The sequence below is a fragment of the Pseudonocardia phyllosphaerae genome (assembly GCF_046546475.1).
Lineage (GTDB): Bacteria > Actinomycetota > Actinomycetes > Mycobacteriales > Pseudonocardiaceae > Pseudonocardia > Pseudonocardia phyllosphaerae.
In genome coordinates this window covers 60,101-77,936 of record NZ_JBKGXS010000007.1, presented here as the reverse complement: position 1 = coordinate 77,936, position 17,836 = coordinate 60,101, and the positions used below count along the sequence as shown (strand labels likewise).

General features: G+C 75.1%; 19 protein-coding genes. 9 read left to right on the top strand and 10 right to left on the bottom strand.

The window, feature by feature from the left end:
* Window positions 1-229 precede the first annotated feature (229 nt).
* Window positions 230-901 carry a VTT domain-containing protein gene (locus ACLE50_RS15400; RefSeq protein ID WP_410944235.1) on the bottom strand — a complete coding sequence of 224 codons (672 nt, stop codon included), beginning with the start codon at window positions 899-901 and terminating at the stop codon, window positions 230-232.
* Between the two features lie 250 nt (window positions 902-1,151).
* On the opposite strand from ACLE50_RS15400, the gene ACLE50_RS15395 reads away from it, so the two are divergent.
* Window positions 1,152-2,045: a DUF2188 domain-containing protein gene (locus ACLE50_RS15395; protein ID WP_410944234.1), complete on the top strand. Its 894-nt coding sequence runs from the start codon at window positions 1,152-1,154 to the stop codon at window positions 2,043-2,045.
* Window positions 2,046-2,123: 78 nt separating this feature from the next.
* On the opposite strand, the gene ACLE50_RS15390 is transcribed toward ACLE50_RS15395, so the two are convergent.
* Entirely contained in the window at window positions 2,124-3,299 is a 1,176-nt protein-coding gene (locus ACLE50_RS15390) for an NYN domain-containing protein (RefSeq protein ID WP_410944233.1), read from the bottom strand.
* Window positions 3,300-3,355: 56 nt separating this feature from the next.
* On the opposite strand from ACLE50_RS15390, the gene ACLE50_RS15385 reads away from it, so the two are divergent.
* A complete protein-coding gene (locus tag ACLE50_RS15385; protein ID WP_410944232.1) occupies window positions 3,356-3,961 on the top strand; it encodes a maleylpyruvate isomerase N-terminal domain-containing protein in 606 nt (201 codons plus the stop codon).
* Window positions 3,962-3,971: 10 nt separating this feature from the next.
* Window positions 3,972-4,640, top strand: coding sequence for a response regulator (locus tag ACLE50_RS15380; RefSeq protein ID WP_410944231.1), 669 nt, complete (start codon window positions 3,972-3,974; stop codon window positions 4,638-4,640).
* Between the two features lie 2 nt (window positions 4,641-4,642).
* On the opposite strand, the gene ACLE50_RS15375 is transcribed toward ACLE50_RS15380, so the two are convergent.
* Complete coding sequence (locus ACLE50_RS15375) at window positions 4,643-6,286, bottom strand: sensor histidine kinase (protein ID WP_410944230.1); 1,644 nt, start codon at window positions 6,284-6,286, stop codon at window positions 4,643-4,645.
* 158 nt (window positions 6,287-6,444) lie between these two features.
* Between ACLE50_RS15375 and ACLE50_RS15370 the strand changes: the two genes are divergently transcribed.
* The gene (locus ACLE50_RS15370; protein WP_410944229.1) at window positions 6,445-6,642 is read left to right on the top strand and encodes a hypothetical protein; all 198 of its coding nucleotides are present in this window, start codon (window positions 6,445-6,447) and stop codon (window positions 6,640-6,642) included.
* Window positions 6,643-6,728: 86 nt separating this feature from the next.
* Window positions 6,729-7,784, top strand: a complete 1,056-nt coding sequence (locus ACLE50_RS15365; RefSeq protein ID WP_410944228.1) for a hypothetical protein — start codon at window positions 6,729-6,731, stop codon at window positions 7,782-7,784.
* A gap of 10 nt (window positions 7,785-7,794) precedes the next feature.
* On the opposite strand, the gene ACLE50_RS15360 is transcribed toward ACLE50_RS15365, so the two are convergent.
* Window positions 7,795-8,235, bottom strand: a complete 441-nt coding sequence (locus ACLE50_RS15360) for an STAS domain-containing protein (protein ID WP_410944227.1) — start codon at window positions 8,233-8,235, stop codon at window positions 7,795-7,797.
* A 213-nt stretch (window positions 8,236-8,448) separates the two neighbouring features.
* Here ACLE50_RS15360 and ACLE50_RS15355 point away from each other — a divergent pair, with 213 nt between their 5' ends.
* From ACLE50_RS15355 to ACLE50_RS15345, 3 genes are read left to right on the top strand one after another with little or no spacing between them, the layout of a single operon-like run.
* The gene (locus tag ACLE50_RS15355; protein WP_410944226.1) at window positions 8,449-9,411 is read left to right on the top strand and encodes a pirin family protein; all 963 of its coding nucleotides are present in this window, start codon (window positions 8,449-8,451) and stop codon (window positions 9,409-9,411) included.
* 45 nt (window positions 9,412-9,456) lie between these two features.
* On the top strand, window positions 9,457-10,233 hold the full coding sequence (locus ACLE50_RS15350) for an SGNH/GDSL hydrolase family protein (protein ID WP_410944225.1): 777 nt from the start codon (window positions 9,457-9,459) through the stop codon (window positions 10,231-10,233).
* A gap of 31 nt (window positions 10,234-10,264) precedes the next feature.
* Complete coding sequence (locus ACLE50_RS15345) at window positions 10,265-11,059, top strand: alpha/beta fold hydrolase (protein WP_410944224.1); 795 nt, start codon at window positions 10,265-10,267, stop codon at window positions 11,057-11,059.
* Window positions 11,060-11,127: 68 nt separating this feature from the next.
* Here ACLE50_RS15345 and ACLE50_RS15340 read toward each other — a convergent pair whose 3' ends face one another.
* On the bottom strand, window positions 11,128-13,212 hold the full coding sequence (locus ACLE50_RS15340) for a glycosyltransferase family 39 protein (RefSeq protein WP_410944223.1): 2,085 nt from the start codon (window positions 13,210-13,212) through the stop codon (window positions 11,128-11,130).
* A 114-nt stretch (window positions 13,213-13,326) separates the two neighbouring features.
* On the opposite strand from ACLE50_RS15340, the gene ACLE50_RS15335 reads away from it, so the two are divergent.
* Window positions 13,327-13,935, top strand: a complete 609-nt coding sequence (locus ACLE50_RS15335) for a phosphoribosylanthranilate isomerase (protein WP_410944222.1) — start codon at window positions 13,327-13,329, stop codon at window positions 13,933-13,935.
* A gap of 266 nt (window positions 13,936-14,201) precedes the next feature.
* On the opposite strand, the gene ACLE50_RS15330 is transcribed toward ACLE50_RS15335, so the two are convergent.
* From ACLE50_RS15330 to ACLE50_RS15310, 5 genes are all read right to left on the bottom strand, one after another.
* Complete coding sequence (locus ACLE50_RS15330) at window positions 14,202-14,465, bottom strand: type II toxin-antitoxin system Phd/YefM family antitoxin (RefSeq protein ID WP_410944221.1); 264 nt, start codon at window positions 14,463-14,465, stop codon at window positions 14,202-14,204.
* A 109-nt stretch (window positions 14,466-14,574) separates the two neighbouring features.
* Window positions 14,575-14,769 (bottom strand): hypothetical protein, encoded by a 195-nt coding sequence (locus ACLE50_RS15325; protein ID WP_410944220.1) that lies wholly within the window; start codon window positions 14,767-14,769, stop codon window positions 14,575-14,577.
* Entirely contained in the window at window positions 14,766-16,184 is a 1,419-nt protein-coding gene (locus tag ACLE50_RS15320) for a glucose-6-phosphate dehydrogenase (protein WP_410944219.1), read from the bottom strand. The genes ACLE50_RS15325 and ACLE50_RS15320 overlap by 4 nt, the downstream gene beginning before the upstream one ends.
* 38 nt (window positions 16,185-16,222) lie before the next feature.
* Window positions 16,223-16,561, bottom strand: a complete 339-nt coding sequence (locus ACLE50_RS15315) for a hypothetical protein (protein ID WP_410944218.1) — start codon at window positions 16,559-16,561, stop codon at window positions 16,223-16,225.
* A 16-nt stretch (window positions 16,562-16,577) separates the two neighbouring features.
* Window positions 16,578-17,816 carry a PucR family transcriptional regulator gene (locus ACLE50_RS15310; RefSeq protein ID WP_410944217.1) on the bottom strand — a complete coding sequence of 413 codons (1,239 nt, stop codon included), beginning with the start codon at window positions 17,814-17,816 and terminating at the stop codon, window positions 16,578-16,580.
* Window positions 17,817-17,836: the final 20 nt, after the last annotated feature.

Here is a 17,836-nt window from a genome sequence, read left to right as displayed (position 1 = left end):
CCGGCGTACGGTTCGTCCGATTCGGGACCTGTGCCGCCGCCCGGCGTGAGCAGGGCACCGCTCACGGGCCGGAGGCGTCCGGGATGCGGAATCGGCACAACCCGGACCGGTCTCGCGCGTTGAACCACACGACCGGCACCCGCAGAACCGGGAGCCCCTGTGTGTGCCGGGCCCATCGGGACACCGGGATCCGTGGTCGCCACGGTCCCGGTGCCCGGTGGGGAGGAGATCAGGCCGCGTCGTCCCGGGCCGCGCCCCGGGACAGCGCCATCGGCAGCTCCACGACCGGCGCGTCCCGCCGCCGGCGGCTCGTCCACAGCTGGTGCACCTTCCGCCCGACGGCGAACGCCCCCGAGGCCAGCACCGCCATCACACCGCCCGCGAGCACGCAGAGCAGCGGGTTGCCGTCGGTGACCGGGCCCAGCAGCAGGCCCACCCCCAGCAGGTAGAGGCCCCACAGGGCCGCGCTCGTGCCCGTCCCGGCCAGGAACGACCGCATCGGCAGGCCGAGCCGCCCGGACGCGACGCCACCCACCAGCCGTCCGGCGGGGACGAACCGCGCCGCGACGAGCACCGTGACCGGTCGGGCGAACAGGTTGGACCGCACCCAGCGCGCGACGCCGTTGCTGTCCTCGGTCGCCTTGCGCGGAAGCAGCCGGTGCGAGCCGCGGCCCAGACCGTAGAGCAGCAGGTCGCCCAGCACCGCCCCGGTGACCGCGGCCAGGTACAGCCCGATCAGCATCGGCACGTCACGGACGACGGTGGCGGATGCGATGCCGGACAGCAGGATCGTCTCGGTCGGCAGCACCGGCGCCGGTCCGTCCACGGCGATCATCAGCACGAGTGCGGGGAGCAGCCACGCGCTGTGCAACACGCCTGCGGCGATCGCCAGCGGGTCCACGTCGGTTCCTTCCGGTGGGCACGGGGGGCGTCGTTCGGGGTTCGTACACCCTGGCAGACGGAGACGGCGTGTGGAGTGGGGCATCCCCCCGTGCGCAGCCCGGGACACCGCTCGTGTCGATGGCGTGAGCCTGTTGTGACCCGGCTGACCTGCGATGTCCGGTTTACCTCTCGTGATCTTGGGAATTCCCGGCGTGAGACACGGCACCGGCGCCTCCGGTGCGACTCCGGACCCCAGGGAGGGACCCGCGATGGCCGACCGCTACGTCAAGCCGGTCGACGACGGCTGGACCGTCGAGAAGGACAACGCACAGCGACCCAGCGCCCGGACCGCGACCCAGGCCGAGGCGATCAGCCGGGCCACCGAGATCATCGCCAACGACGGCGGCGGCACGCTCGTCGTCTACGGCACCGACGGCTCGGTGCGCGAGCGCCGCGCCGTCGAGCCCGGCACCGAGGACCCCACCGAGACCGCCGTCAAGGCCACCGCCTCGGCGACGGCCACCGGCGCCGAGGAGACCGCCCGCTCGGCGGCGAAGACGGGTGAGAAGCTCGCCGACGAGGTCGCCTCGGACACCGCGGCCACCGGCAAGAGGGTCGCCGGCGAGACCCGCGCCGGGGCCGAGTCGGCCGCGAAGACCGCGAAGTCCGGTGCCGAGGAGATCGCGGAGCAGGCCGAGCGGGCCGGCGACGACGTCGCGGACGCAGGCAAGCAGGCCGCCGCGGCGGCGAAGAAGACCGGTGAGCAGATCGCCGGGACCGCCTCGCGGACCGGACGCCAGGTCGCCGGTGAGGTGTCGGCGTCGGCGGAGCGCTCCGCGCGCCACGTCCGCGCCGTCGCCGACGAGGGCGCCGACACCGCGGTGCGCACCGCGGACCGGGCCGCCCGGGTCGGTGAGCGCGTCGAGGACGAGCTGGACGACACCGGCGCCCGCCTGGCCCGTCAGATCTACGAGGGCGGTGAGCGCGCCGCGACGAAGCTGGAGAACCTCGCGGTCCGCGCCTACCGGCCGATCAACCCGATTCGGTTCGGCAGCCGCGTCGCCGCGGGTGCCGTCGCCACGGCGTTCGGGGTGTCCGGCGCCGTGACCTCGCGGGCCGGGAAGCTGTTCCAGAGCGGCACGCGCCGCGCGACCGGGCGCTGACCGCCCCGTCATCTGCACCGAGGCCGGGTCCGGTCCGCACCGCGCGGGCCCGGCCTTCGTGCGTTCCCGTCCTGTGTTCTAGGCCGCCGGGCTCAGCACGTAGTCGCCGGTCTCGTCGTTCCACTCCATGGCGATCAGGTCCCGGGCGCGCGCGGCCTTGGCGAAGGACAGGAAGCTGCCGTAGCCGTAGCGCTTCTCGGAGAAGTCCGGGACCCGCTTGCGCAGCTGGTCCTTCAGCCCGGACAGCTGGGGCGGGCCACCGGCCGCGGACAGCGCCCGCACGACGTCGACGAGCTGGGCGAATGCGTCCTGCTCGGCCGCCGGGTCCTCGGGGAACGCGACCTCCGGGTCGCCCTGCGCCGAGCCCTGGGTCAGCGTGACCACGCCCTGGTCCTGCAGGTGGCGCAGCAGCTCGCCGAAGCCGCGGAAACCGTGGTCGGACTCGTCGAACGTCGGGTCCTTGCGCAGGATCGCCCGCTTGAGCCGGGACGCGAGCACCGGGCCGTCGGCCTGCCGGGCCAGCCCGGTGAGGGTGGAGACGACCAGCCCGGAGACGTCGCGCTCCTCCGCGCCGGTGGTGGCGGGCTCCTCCGGCTCCACGGCGACACCGTCGGAGAACGTCAGGTCGAACGGGTCGACCGGAGCACGCTCGGGCACCGGCGCCGGGGGCTCGACGACCGGGGCCGCGGGCTTCTCCACCGGGGTGCCTGCCGACGGGGCACTCGGCGCCGGGCGCCGGCCGCGACGGCGCGGCGGGGCCGGCTCGCGGGTCGGCTCGACGCCGGGAAGCCGGTCGTAGAACAGGAACTCGTCGCAGGCCGGCGGCAGCAGCGCCGACGTCGAGGACTGCACCCCGATCCCGATCACCCGCTTGTCCAGCTCGCGCAGCTTGTGCATGAGCGGGGTGAAGTCGGAGTCGCCGGTGCCGATCGCGAACGTGGTGACCCACTCGCGCTCGTAGGCCAGCTCGATGGCGTCGACGGCGAGCTTGATGTCCGCGGCGTTCTTGCGGGAGCCACCGATCCGCTGCGGGATCTCGATCAGCTCGACCTGGGCGCGGGCCATCAGCCGCCGGTCCTCGTCGAACGCCGACCAGTCGCCGTAGGCCCGCCGGACCACGACGCGGCCACGCTCGGCCAGCGCGTCGGCGACCGGCCCGAAGTCGAACGGGACGACGCCGAGGCCGTCCCGGGCTCCGATCGCGAGGTTCTCGTAGTCGAGCAGCAGTGCGATGCGTTCGTCCTCGGAAGCCACGCGCGCAGCCTAAACCCGGTGGTGAGACCGCTGCGCAGCACGGCACGATCGCGTCCGTGTACACCGCATCCGGCCCGGCCGCCGACGCCGTCACCGCCGCGACCGGCGCCGTCGTCGGCGCACTGCGCCCGCACACCGGGCTGGACTGGTCGGTGCCCGCCGGACCGCTGACGTGGTCCTGCCACGAAACCGCCGTGCACGTGGCCGACGACCTGTTCGGCTACGCCACCCAGGTGCTGACCGAGCCGGTCGGCCGCTACGCGCCGTACGAGATCGCGGTTCCGGCGGGCACGACGCCGGACGGGCTGCTCGACGTCGTCGCCGCGGGTGGGGCGGTGCTCGCCGCCGCGGTGCGGACGGCGCCGCCGTCGGCGCGCGGGTGGCACCCCTACGGCACGTCGGATCCGGGCGGGTTCGCCGCGATGGGGGTGGTCGAGCTGCTCGTGCACGCCGACGACCTCGCCCGCGGGCTCGGCGTCGCCTGGTCCCCGGAGCCGGATGCGGTGCGGCCGGTGCTGGCGCGGCTGTGGCCGGGCGTCGATCCCGGGCCCGACCCGGCCGCGACGCTGCTGCACCACACCGGCCGGGCCCCGCTCGGCGGCGTGCCCGCCCCGCAGCGGTGGCGGTGGTGGGCCGAGGTGCCGCGTCACCCGAACGGGTAGCCTGCCGCCGATGACCGTGACGGTGTTCCTGCTCGACGACCACGAGATCGTCCGCCGCGGGCTGGCCCAGCTGCTCGAGCTCGAGGACGACCTGGAGGTCGTCGGGGAGGCCGCGACCGCCGCCGAGGCGACGACGCGGATCGCCACGCTGCGCCCGGACGTCGCGATCCTCGACGTCCGGCTCCCCGACGGGGACGGCGTGCAGGTCTGCCGCGACGTCCGCTCCGCGGTCTCTCCCCCGCCCGCCTGCCTGATGCTCACCTCCTACGCCGACGACGAGGCCCTGTTCGGCGCCGTCGTCGCCGGGGCGTCGGGGTACCTGCTCAAGCAGGTCACCGGGGTCGACCTGGTCGGGGCGGTGCGTACAGTCGCCGCGGGCGGCTCGCTGCTGGACCCGTCGGAGACCGCCGCGGTGCTCGACCGGCTCCGCGAGGGCTCCGGCCCCGGCGCGGCCGACCCGCGCTACGACACGCTCAGCCCGCAGGAGCAGCGGATCCTGGAGCTGATCGCCGACGGGCTGACCAACCGGGCGATCGGCACCACGCTGAACCTGGCGGAGAAGACGGTGAAGAACTACGTCTCCTCGGTGCTGCACAAGCTCGGGTTCTCCCGCCGCACCGAGGCCGCGGTCTACGTGGTCGAGCGCCGCGGCAGGCAGCCCGGCTCCACGTTCGGCTGAGTTCAGCCGATCGGCACCCGCCACACCAGCCGGGTCCCGCCCGACGGCGGCTCCCCCACCGCGAACTCCCCGCCGAGCTCCTCGGCCCGCTCGCCGAGGTTGCGCAGCCCGCTGCGGCGCGGACCGGCGGGCACACCGCGCCCGTCGTCGACGATCTCGACGGTCAGGTCCCCGTCGGCGACCTGCGCGGACACGGTCAGCGTGTGCGCCGCCGCGTGCCGGACGGTGTTCGCCGCGGCCTCGCGGACGACGGCGAGGACGTGGGTGGCGACCGCGGGCGGGACCAGGGTGTCGACCGGCCCGGACGTCGCGACCTCGGTGCTCAGGCCGGACTCCGCCGCGACCTCGGCGACGGCGTCGAGCAGCAGCCTGCGCAGCCCGCCTGCCCCGGCCGCGTGCAGGTCGAAGATCGACGTCCGGATCTCCCGGACGGTGTGGTCGAGCTCGTCGAGGGCCTGCCCGATCCGGTCGGTGACCTCGGGCTCACTGCTGCGGCGCACCGTGCCCTGCAGCTTCAGCCCGACCGCGAACAGCCGCTGGATGACGTGGTCGTGCAGGTCGCGGGCGATCCGGTCGCGGTCGGCCAGCACCGCCAGCTCGCTCTGCGCCCGGTTCTTCTCCCCCAGCTCCAGGGCCAGCGCGGCCTGGTCGGCGAACGACACCAGCAGCGGGGTGTCCGCCGCACGGAACGGCCGCTCGGGCCGGTCCCGGGTCGCGACGAGTACGCCGGTGACCTGGTCACTGATCCGCATCGGGACGGCGACGACCGGCGCCGACGGGCAGCCGTGCACCGGCTCCCGGGTCTCGACGGCGTCGCGCAGCAGCGCCGGATCCAGGTCGGCCAGCGGGCGTGCCCCGCCGACGACGGCGCCGGTGCGGAAGGTGTCGTCGGTGCCCGGCCCGAGTGCGATCAGGCAGCCGTCGATCCCCGCCAGCTCGGTGCAGCGCCGCGCGACGAGCTCCAGCACGCTCGCCTCGTCGTCGCCGGCGAGGACGGCGCCGCGGATCTCCGCCGATGCCTCCAGCCAGTGCTCGCGCACCCGGCTCTGCTCGAACAGGTCGGAGTTCTGCACGGCGATCCCGGCCGCGGCGGCGAGGGCCTGCAGGACCACCTCGTCGTCGGCGGTGAACTCCGAGGCCCCGACCTTCTCGGCGAGGTAGATGTTGCCGTAGACGGCGTCGCGGACCCGGATCGGGACGCCGAGGAAGCTGCGCATCGGAGGATGCCCGGGCGGGAACCCGACCGATGCCGGGTGCTGGGTGAGGTCGGCCAGCCGCAGCGGGCGCGGGTCCTCCACCAGCACACCGAGCAGCCCCTTGCCCTCCGGGGTGCGCGGGATACCCGCCCGGACCTGCGGGTCCATCCCGACCTCGACGAACCGGGAGATCGACCCGTCCTCGGGGTCGAGAACACCCAGCGCGCCGTAGCGGGCGTCGACCAGGTCGACGGCGGCCTGCACGATCCGCTCCAGCGTCGCGCCCAGCTCCAGCCCGGCCCCGACGACGAGCACCGCGTCGAGCAGCTTCTGCATCCGCAGCCGGGCGGTCACGATCTCGCCGAGCCGCTCCTGCATCTCGCCGATCAGCTGGTCCAGACGCAGGCCGGACAGCAGCTGCGACAGCTCACCGGACTCGGGGCCGTCCACCGGTCACCACCACCGTCCTCTTCGGGGCGCCGAACCTCGCACGGCGCCGGGTCCGGCACAAGTTCGCCCCGGTTCTCAGCCGTCGCACAGCCTGCTCTGCGGTTGCTCTGTGCCTCACCCGGCACGCTGAGCACCGGACCCAGGAGGAGGAACGTTCGATGGTGCTGACGGTGCTCACGGGAACGCTCGCCGCCGCGGCGGTGGCGGGCGCGGCGATGGCGGCGCGGGACTCGACGCGCAACCGCGTCGCGTGGCGGGAGCACGCGCGTGAGGTACGGGAGCGCCGCGACGGCGGTACCCGCCGGTGGCCCGGCGACACCGGGCCGCTGACGCTGCCGCAGCGCGCCGTCCGGTGACCGGCCTCGGCAACCCGCCTCGTCCCCGCACACGGCACCGGCGCCGGCGTCGGAGCCGGCGGCGGATCGTCCCGGCGGTCCTGGCCGTGGTCGTGCTGCTGCCTGCGGCGTTCGTGTCGACGATCGCGCTGAGCGGCCCGGCCGGGTCGAGCCCGCTGGAGACGACCGCGGAGTGGGCCCGCGACCACGGGCTGAACTGGCTGGTCACCGACCTGGAGAAGGCCCAGTACGCCGCCGACGCCCCGGCCGAGGGCGGCACCCCCGACGGCGGCATCCCGCACGCCGCCGGGGTGGTCGCCGGCTCCTCCGGTGCGGCGGCCCCGCTGACCCCGGTGGCGACCGGCAGGCCGCTGCCCGGCGAGGGCGTCTGGCAGACCGTCGTCGCCTCCCACGGGCGCCCCGCGGTCCAGGTGACGACGCTACGGGTCGACCCGACCCACACCCGCTACCTGGCCGGGGTGATGCGGCTGGACCCGCGGCTGGTGCGCGGGACGCTGCACCCGGGCGTCGGCGAGCCGCGTGGGCACTGGCGGGCGTCGACGTCGCTGGCCGGTGCGGCCGGGGCCGACGTCGCCGCGGCGTTCAACGGTGGCTTCAAGCTGTCCGATCCCAGCCACAACGGCTACTACGCCGAGGGCCGCACCGTCGCACCGCTGGCCGACGGCAAGGCCAGCCTGGTCCTGCACGCCGACGGCACCGCCGACGTCGGCGCGTGGGGTTCGGAGGTCCGGATGGGCCCGGACGTGGCCAGCGTGCGGCAGAACCTGCTCCCGCTGGTCGACCGCGGTGCGGTGAACCCGCAGTGCGCGGGCGGCGGCGAGGCGGAGTGGGGCAGCACCGTCGGGCAGGCGGCGTTCGTGCACCGGTCCGGGTTCGGCGTCACCGCCGACGGCACCGAGATCTACGTCGGCGGGCCCGCGCTGTCGGTGTGCACGCTCGGCACGATCCTCGCCGACGCCGGGGTGGTGCGCGGCATGGAGCTCGACATCAACCCGGCGTGGGTCAGCGGCGCGTACTTCCACGACCGCCCGGGCCGCGAGCCCCGCGGCTACGCGCTGTTCCCGGGCGAACAGGTCGCGCCCACCCACTACCTGCAGCCCACGGGCCGCGACTGGTACGCCTGGGACCTGCGGCGGAGCTGAGCCCGCAGGGTCAGCTCGGCTTCTCGTCCTCCGGGTCCGGCACCGCGAACAGCGGCGTGACCTCCTGCGGGATCGGATCGACGACGTCGAGGTGCTCGAGCGTGCCGGTGATCTGCAGCAGCCGCCGGACCTGCCGGGCCTCGCCGCAGGCCAGCTGCAGCCCGACGCCGTTGCGCTCGGCCTCGGCGTGCCCCTCCAGCAGCACCGACAGTCCCGCGGAACCGATGAACGACACCCGGGACAGGTCGAGCACGATCTTCGGGGCGGCGGCGATCCAGCCCTGCAGCTGCTCGGCGAGGAACGGTGCGGTCACCGTGTCGACCTCGCCGGAGGCGTGCACCATGACCGGCCCCGACGGATGCGGAACCGCCTCCAGCGCCAGTGCCCCGGTGGCGTCGGAGACCCCGCCCGGATCGGGCATCCCGCCCGGTCCGTCGGTCCGTTCCGTCATCGGATCCGCCTCTCGTCGACGCGTAAGAATGGCACCCCGTGCCGGGAACCGCCGGATGGCAGGGGGGCACACGCCCGGACGCGCCGGCCGGGGTTCTCTCCGAACGCACTGCGCGGCGTCGCCGGGATGCCTGATCGTCCGGAACAGACCGCGGCCGCCGGGGGTTGAGCCCGGTATGTCCGAGGAGCAGCCGGTCGTCAGCCAGGAGTCCCGGTGAGCAACGTCGAGGCCGCACCCCGCGAGATCGTCTGTGCCTCCGGCCAGACGGCGCCGCAGCTGGTCGCGCCGCGGGACGTGCCGCTCGGCGGGCCGCGGGCGATGACGGTGCGCCGGACGCTGCCGCGCCGGGCGCGGTCGATGATCGGCGCCTGGTGCTTCCTCGACCACTTCGGGCCCGACCGGGTCGCCGCGACCGGCGGCATGGCCGTCCCGGGGCACCCGCACACCGGGCTGCAGACGGTGTCGTGGCTGTTCACCGGCGAGATCGAGCACCGCGACACCACCGGCGCGCACGCGCTCGTCCGGCCGGGTGAGCTGAACCTGATGACCGCCGGGTCCGGGATCGCGCACTCGGAGTTCTCGACGCCGGGCACCGACGTGCTGCACGGGGTCCAGCTGTGGGTGGCGCTGCCCGAGGCCGACCGCGGCACGGAGCCCGCGTTCACCCACCACGCTCCCCCGCTGGTCGACGCCGGCGGCGCGGGCCTGCGGGTCCTGCTCGGCTCGCTGGGCGGCGAGACGTCCCCGGTCGCGACGTTCTCCCCGCTGCTCGGCGCCGAGCTGACCGTCCCGGCCGGGACCACGCTGCGGCTCCCGGCCGAGCGCGGCTTCGAGCACGGGGTGCTGGTCGACACCGGCGCCGCGACCGTCGAGGGCACCGCCGCGGCCCGCGGGGAGCTCGTCCTCACCCCGCCCGGCCGCACGAGCCTGGAGATCACCGCGGGCGGCGAGGGCGCGCGCCTGATGCTGCTGGGCGGCGAGCCACTGGGCGAGCGGATCGTGATGTGGTGGAACTTCATCGGCTCCGGTCACGACGAGATCGCCGCGTTCCGCGAGCAGTGGGAGCGCGAACGCGTCGCGGGCACCGGCGGGCGGTTCGGCGACTTCCCGGGCGCGTGGACCTCGACCCTGCCCGCTCCGGCACTGCCGAACGCCCGGCTCACCCCGCGCGGCTGATCACCCGATCACCCCGGCGTCATTGCGGTACGCAACGGGCGGAGAATGGTGGACGTGCGGTACGCGGCGATCGGGGACAGTTTCACCGAAGGAGTCGGCGACGAGGGGCCGGACGGCATCCCCCGCGGCTGGGCGGACCGCGTCGCGGCCGGGCTGGCCGGGGCGTCCGGGGAGCAGGTCTCCTACGTCAACACCGCCGTCCGCGGCCGGCTGCTGGCCGACGTCGTCGGCCGCCAGCTCGACGAGGTGCTCGCCCTCGACCCGCTGCCCGACCTGATCACCCTCAACGGCGGCGGCAACGACATGCTCCGCCCCCGCACCGACGGCGCCCGGCTGGCCGCGCTGACCGAGCAGGCCGTGGCGCGCTGCGCCGACGCCGGCGTCCGCGTCGTGCTGCTCAGCGGCGCCGACCCCTCGGGCGGGCTGCCGTTCGGCTCCGTCGTGCACCGCCGCGCCGAGGAGCTGACGGTCGCAGTCCGCGAGCTGGCCGCGCGGCGTGGCCTGACCATGGTCGACGCGTTCGGCGACGACGAGCTGCGCCGCCCCGGCTACTGGTCCGACGACCGGCTGCACCTCAACCCGGCCGGGCACCTGCGCGTCGCCGGGCTGGTGCTGCGGGCGCTCGGTGTCCGCGCCGCGGAGGCGACCGGGCGGGCCGCCGCCGTCGAGCCGCGGACGCTGTCCACCCAGCTCGCCTATTACCGCCGTCACGTCCTGCCCTGGGTCGGACGACGGCTGCGCGGCCGGTCCTCCGGCGACCACCGGCCGGCCAAGTACCCGTCCTGGACCCCGATCCCGGCCGCCGGAGACCCGGCCCGCTGACCCCGGCCCCACCGGGGGCAGACTCTCGAGCATGCCCGCCACCAGCACCGACGACGGCGCGGAGATCCACCACGACGAGCGCGGCTCCGGTGACCCGGTGCTGCTGCTCCCCGGCCAGGCCAACGACCGGCACTGGTGGGACCCGGTCCGCGTCGACCTCGCCGCCCGGCACCGGACGATCGCCCTCGACCCGCGCGGCACCGGCCGCAGCACGTTCCCCGGCCACGGCGAGTGGACGACCCGCCGGATGGCCGCAGACGCCGTCGCCGTCCTCGACGACCTCGGGATCGCCCGCGCGCACGTGTACGGCACCTCGATGGGCGGCAAGGTCGCACAGTGGCTCGCGATCGACCACCCGGACCGGGTCGGCGCGCTGCTGCTCGGCTGCACCACCGGCGGCGGCCCGGAGGCCCCGGTCGCCGGGCGGGCCGTGCTGTCCCCGCTGGCCGGGCCGGGTGCCGACGCCCGCCGGGCGCTGGCCGAGCTGATGGTCACCCCGGCCTGGCTGGGTGCGCACCCCGGTGGCGCCGACGCCGTCCTGGGGGACGACACAATGGTCACCGCGGCGCGGGCCGGGCACCGGCACGCGTCGACCCGGCACGACGCGTCGGCGGAGCTGCACCGGATCACGGCGCCGACCCTGGTACTGCACGGCACCGACGACGTCTTCTGCCCCACCGGCAACGTCGACCTGCTGCTGCGCGACGTCCCGCGGGCCCAGGTGGAGCTGTTCCCGGGCGCCCGGCACGCGTACTTCCTGGAGCACCACCGGGCTGCCTCGGACGCGGTGCTCGCGTTCCTGGCCGGGCACCCGCTCGACGGCTGACCCCGGCCACCGGGAGACGGCACCGGCCCCGCACCCCGACGGGTGCAGGGCCGGTCTGCCGCGAAGGATCAGCCGGTCAGGTCGTAGACCGTCTGCCCGCCGACGTTCGTCGCGGTGAAGGTGGCCTGCACCCAGGCGGCGATCCGGCCGCTGGTCGAGTCGGACTGCCCGCCGGCGCCACCGTCCGCGCCACCTCCGCCCATGCCGCCGTCGACGTAGTAGTGGATCTCGCCGGCCGCGACCTTCTGCTGGAACTCGGCGAGGGTGATCGCGGAGTCGGTGCCGCTCCAGCCGCCGGTCGACATGACCGCCGTGCCCGAGGCCAGCTCCAGCGACGCCGCCGACTGCGACGACGAGGTGGCTGCCGACCAGGTGCTGCCGGAGGCCTTCAGCAGCGCGGCCAGCTCGGCGCTGGTCGACTGCCCGCCGCCCATGCCTGCACCACCGCCTCGCTGCGCGCCGCCGCCGGACGCGGCCGTGCCGGTCTGCTGGGTGCCGGTCTGCTGCGTGCCGGTGGACACGTCGCCGGGCATCCGGTCGGCGGGCGGGGCACCTCCCGCGCCCGGTCCGCCGCCACCGGGACCGCCCATGCCGCCCGAGGTGCCCGAGCTGCTCGCGGCGAACGAGTTCGACGTCGTCCCCACCGACGGGATGCTGCCGCTGTGCGCGGCCGACGCCGTCGCGACCGCGAGGACCCCGGTGCCGAGCAGGCCCGCGACCAGCGCCGCGACCAGCCCGAGCCGGGCAGCGCGGCGCCCGGGAAGCAGCAGCGCCGCCGCGGCGGCCAGGGCGACCGCCACGGCCGGCCAACACAGCCAGGCGAAGGACTCCGACGAGGCGATCAGCAGGGTGAACGTCCAGGCGCCGGTGACCAGCACCGTGCCCGCCAGGGTGATCCGCGCCCACGCCGCGGTGCGCCGGCGCAGGAGGATCCAGGTGCCCGTGGCGACCGTCCCGGCGATGCCCGGGGCCAGCGCCACCGTGTAGTACGGGTGCATCGTGCCGCTCATGAAGCTGAACACCAGCGCGGTGACCAGCATCCAGCCGCCCCACAGGACGAGCGCGGCGCGGGCCCGGTCGGTGCGCGGGGCGCGGCGGGTGGCCCACAGGCCCGCGACCAGCAGGACCAGCGCGGCGGGGAGCAGCCAGGACACCTCGTAGGCGATCTCCCCGGTGAACAGCCGGGTGATGCCGGCCGAGCCACCGAAGCCGGTGTTGCCGCCACCCCCGCCGCCGCCACCGCCGTTGCCGCTGCCGCCCAGCAGCCGGCCGATGCCGTTGTAGCCCAGCGCCAGCTCCAGCAGCGAGTTCGTGGTGGAGCCGCCGATGTAGGGGCGGCTGCTCGCCGGCCAGATCTCGACGAGCGCGATGAACCAGCCCGCGGACACGACCATCGCGACGAGGGCACCGAGCAGCTGCACGATCCGGGTCCGCAGCCGCGGGGCCCCGGCCAGCAGGTGGACCAGCCCCAGCGCCGGGACGACCAGCAGCGCCTGGCCCATCTTGGTCAGGAACGCGAACCCGATCGCCGACCCGGCCGCGACCAGCCACCAGCTGCCCGACCGGACCGTGGCCGCGTCGACCGCCCGGGCCGTCGCCCAGGCCGCGACGACCAGCAGCAGGGTGAGCAGGGCGTCGGGGTTATCGAAGCGGAACATCAGCACCGCGGCCGGGGTCAGGGCCGGCGCGGCCCCGGCGAGCAGCCCGGCGGCCGGACCGGCCCAGCGGCGCACCGTCGCGTACAGCAGGCCGACGGCGCCGACGCCCATCAGCGCCTGCGGCATCAGCAGGCTCCACGAGCTGAACCCGAAGATCCGCGCGGAGGCGACCATCACCCACAGCGCGGCGGGCGGCTTGTCGACGGTGATCGCGTTTCCGGAGTCCAGCGAGCCGAACAGCCACGCCTTCCAGGACTGCGTCCCGGCCTGCACCGCCGCGGCGTAGAAGTCGTTCGAGTAGCCCGACGCCGACAGGTTCCACAGGTAGAGCAGCGCCGTCCCGGCGAGCAGGGCCAGCAGCGCGGGCCGCACCCAGGCGGGGTCACCGCCGTCGCCGCGGAACAGGCGCCGGGCCCGTCCCGGCGAGCGGGACGGTGGTGGCGGGGACGAGGGCCCGGGTGGCGCCGGGGCGCGGGTCGGGGTCGCGGTGGTCACGGTGTCTCCCAGGTGGTCGGACGATCTCACCGTCCACCCTGGGCGCCGCCGCTCTGCCCACCCTGTCCGTTCCCTGTGGCGTCGCTGTGCAGGCGCCCCCGTACCGTCGGAGCGGTGTTCGTGAAGGTCTGTGGCCTGTCCACCCCCGGTGACGTCCGGGCCGCGCAGGAGGCCGGTGCCGACGCCGTCGGCTTCGTCGTGAGCCCGTCGAGCGCCCGGCACGTCGAGCCCGGGCTCGCCCGCGAGCTGGCCGCGCTGGTCGAGGCGCCGATGATCTCGGTCGTCGTGACGGCCGAGTACTCCGCCGCCGACGCCGCCCGGATCACCGAGCAGGTCGGCGCGGACGTCCTGCAGCTGCACGGCACCCACGACGACGACGCCTGGGCCGCGGCCGCGCGCGGCCCGTTCCGGCTGTGGCGGGCCACGTCGCTGCCCGCCGAACCCGAGCCCCAGGTGGGCAGGCACGGCGAGGAGCTGCTGCTGATCGACTCGCCGCGGGCCGGGTCCGGCGAGACCTGGGACCTGGGCGACCTGCCGCCGCAGCGCCGCCCGGACGGCCACTGGCTGCTCGCCGGGGGTCTGGCCCCGGACAACGTCGGCGCCGCGATCGCGCAGGTGCGCCCCTGGGGCGTCGACGTGTCCAGCGGGGTGGAGGCGAGCCGCGGGGTCAAGGACCACGCGAAGATCGCCGCGTTCGTCGCCGCGGCCCGGGCGGCGGGCTGACGCTGATTCGTCGAACCGAACGCTCAGCCGACGGCGATCGTGACGAGGCCGTCCAGCCCGGCGAAGTCGTCGGGATCGCGGGTGATCACGACTGCTCCCTGTGCGGAGGCGGGCGATGCGCGACTCCCGGCGTGCTCGTTGCACCGGGTCGGCAACCTTGCGTACGCCGTAGCCGAGCTCGGCCCATGACAACGAGGAGACTGCGATGTCATAGCCCCGGTGTGAGAGCGCCTCGGCGACGAGGAGATTCGTGTCGAGGATCGCTTTCACTCGGCGGCTTCCCAGGGATCGGGTGCCTCCACGGCGGCGCGATCGACGGCGATCTCCCGGGCCCAGGCCTCGTCGGCGCCGAGTTCGCGGAGCAACGAGTCGACCTCGTCGCCGGGGACCCACCGTGGCCGACGGTGGGCCGCGACCTCGGCGATCGGCTCGCCGTGATCGGTGATCGTGTAGGTAGCTCCTTCCCTGACCTCGCGCAGCATGCGTGTCGGGTTCTGCCGGAGCTCACCGATGCTGATCGTCCTGGTCATGGAGGACCTCCCGTCTAGACAATGGTCTAGACCGGCCCGTGCGGTCTGTCACCGGCTCGACCCGGCGACCTGCGGCCCCGGCGGCACACACCGCCGAGGCGTCAGGACCTCAGTTCGAGGGCTCGTTCCACTCCCGGTCGCGCTTGTCCTCGTTCTCGGTGCGCTGCCGGGCGATCTCGAGCGCACGCTCGGCGGTCGCCTTGTCCGGGTACGGGCCGAGACGATCCGCGGCGCGGGCGCTGTGCTCGGCCTGCTCCACGGTGCCGTCGTTCAGGTTGTAGTACCAGCCCTGCTCGTCGCTCACGGACGTTCCTCTCCTCGGTCGGGAAGCCACGGTAGATGCCAGCCCGGGTGGCCGTCGAGCAGCGACGCGGCCGCGTCCGGGCCCCACGTCCCCGGCCGGTACGGCTGCACCGGCGGCGGGTAACGGAGCAGGGGTTCGAGGATGCGCCAGCTCTCGGCGATCGCGTCCTCGCGCACGAACAGCCGGTCGTCCCCGGCGAGCGCGTCCTCCAGCAGCCGCTCGTAGGGCGAGCGCGGTGTGCCGAGGTCGTGCTCGAACAGTGAGTCCAGCCGGACCGGTTTCCAGGCGCCGCGACCGTCCAGCCCGGACAGCTGCAGCCGCAGGCCCGGCTGCGGGGAGATCCGCAGGACGACCTGGTTGGCCTCGACCCGGGCGGCGTCGGGCAGGAACCGCAGCCGCGGGGTCTCCCGCAGCACGAGGCGGACCTCGGTGCCGGTGACCGGCATCCGTTTCCCGGCCCGGACGAAGACCGGGACGCCCGCCCAGCGCCAGCTGTCGATGGCCAGGCGCAGCGCCACGAACGTCTCGACGTCGGAGTCCGGCGCGACGCCGGGGATCTCGCGGTAGCCGTCGTACTGGCCGCGCACGACCTGACCGGTGTCGACCGGCGGGATCGCCTTGAGCACCTCCAGCTTGCGGGCCTTCAGCTCGTCGGCGCTCGCCCCGACCGGGGCGTCCATCGCGACCAGGGCCAGCACCTGCAGCAGGTGGTTCTGGACGACGTCGCGGGCGGCGCCGACCGAGTCGTAGAACGAACCCCGGCCCTCGACGCCGAAGTCCTCGGCCATCGTGATCTGCACGGCCTCGACGGTGGTGCGGTCCCAGATCTCGGCGATCGCGGTGTTGGCGAACCGCAGGTACTCGATCTCGATGACCGGTTCCTTGCCGAGGAAGTGGTCGACGAGCAGCAGCCGGTCGTCGGGGACGATCTGGCGCAGCCGGTCCCCCAGCTCGGTCGCGGAGTGCAGGTCGGTCCCGAACGGCTTCTCCAGCGCCACCCGGGCGTCGCCCAGCAGCCCGGCCGCGTCGAGCCGCTCGACGATCGGCGCGAACAGCGTCGGCGGGGTCTCCAGGTAGTACAGCGGGCGGCGGGCACGGCCCAGCTCCGACTCGATCTGCTTGTAGACGTCCGGGTCGTTCGTGACGTCGCCGCCGACGTAGCGCAGCCGCCCCAGCAGCCGTTCCAGCACGGCGCGGTCGGCGTCGGGCCGGGCGCGGCGCACCGACTCCCGTGCCCGTTCCAGCAGGTCGGCGTGGGTGAGGTCGCGGGAGGCGACACCGATGACCGGCCCGTGCAGCACGCCCCGGCTCTCCAGGGCGTACAGCGCGGGCAAGGTCATCTTGTACGCCAGGTCCCCGGTGATCCCGAAGATCACCAGGGCGTCGGCGGCCGGGCTCGGGTGGGAGGTGGACACGGTCCCTCCGGTCGTGACGTGGGGGAACAGACGGCCGGCTACGCGACCAGCGTGGGGTCGTCCGGCTCCACCGCGCAGGCCAGCGTGTCCCCGCGGCTGTCCCGCGCGGTGACGGTGCCGGTCCCGGAGCCGCGCCACTGCACGGTCACGCCCTGCGGGGTCCGCGTGGGCTGGTCGATCGGGCCGGTCTCGGCGCGGTCGGCCGGGGTGATGTGGAAGGTGCGCAGGTCCTCGCGGACGCCGTCGTCGTCGCGCACCTCGTAGGTGAAGATCGCGACGCGCTCGCCGACCTCGGGCCGGTTCGGCGGCCACGGGTCGTCGAGCTCGCCGCCGGCCGGGTTGCCGACGAGGTTGGCGTGGATGGTCTTCTCGGACACGGGTTCTCCCGGGAGGTCAGGGGTGCAGGCCGGTCGGCGGGGTCTGCTCGTGCAGGTTCAGCCGGACGGCCTCGGCGGCGGCGGCGACCTCGGCCAGGTCGGCGGGGTCGCTCAGGGAACGCCCGGACAGCTCGTGCACCCGGCGGAGCCGGTAGCGCACGGTGTTCGGGTGGCAGTGCAGCAGCTGCGCGGCCTTGTCGGCGGAGCCGTCGTGGTCCAGCCAGGCGTGCAGGGTGGTGATCAAGCCGGAGCGGTCCTCCGGCGGCAGGTCGAGCAGCGGGCCGAAGACCGCTGTCGCGAGCCGGCGGGCCTCGTCGGGGTTGCACGCGATCAGCGCGGCCAGCGGGCGGGTGCTGAACGCGCGCACGCCCTTCTGACCGGGCGCCATCGCCAGCAGCGCGGTGCGGGCGAGCTGCAGCGCCCGCGGGGTCTCCCCCAGCGGGCGGTACGGGGCGCTGACCCCGGTACGGGCGGTGGCCAGCGAGCGGAGCGCGTCGAGCACGGAGCGCAGGTGCGCACGGTCGCGCACCGACACCACCCCGGCCTGCAGCGACGGCGTGAGCTGCCACGCCGACACGCAGCCGAGCCGGGCGAGGCGTTCCTCGACGCCGGGCAGGCTCTCCTGCGCCGGCGACGACGTCTCCGCCGCGACGACGACGAGCTCGCCGTCGACGGGCAGGCCGAGCAGCTTCCCGACCTCCCACGGCCGCGCCTCGGTCACCATCTCGCCGGTGAACAGGGACTCGACCAGGGCGGAGCGCCTGCGCTGCTGGGCGAGCAGCATCTCTGCGGTGGTCTCGCGGTAGGCCTCGGTGACCGCGCCGGCGTGCTCGTCGGCCAGCCGCCACAGCCGGGCACCGGCGTCGATGACCGCCGACGCGGCGTCCGGTGACTCCGAGGACCGGGCCAGGGTGCAGAACTCGTCCCACAGCATCGCGAAGCCCAGCGCGTGGGCGCGCAGCATCTCCGGCAGCGGTGCATCGTCGCGGGCGTGCCGCCGACCGGTCTCGGCCGGGACGCCCTTGCTGCGCACGACCGGGTCCGCCGACGGGTCGAGCAGCGCGTCGACCATGTAGCGCAGGGTGCGCTCGATGCCGTCCCGCAGCTCCGCCGGCGGGACGACGTGGTCGAGGCCGGGCCGTTCCCGGACGGCCGCGACCACGTCGTCGACCAGCTCCGGGAGCCGGTCGCGCAGCCGGTCGGCGAGTGCCGACAGCTCCGGTCCGACCGGCTCCCGGTGTGGTTCCGTGCTCATGCGGCTCCTCGGTGGGGCCG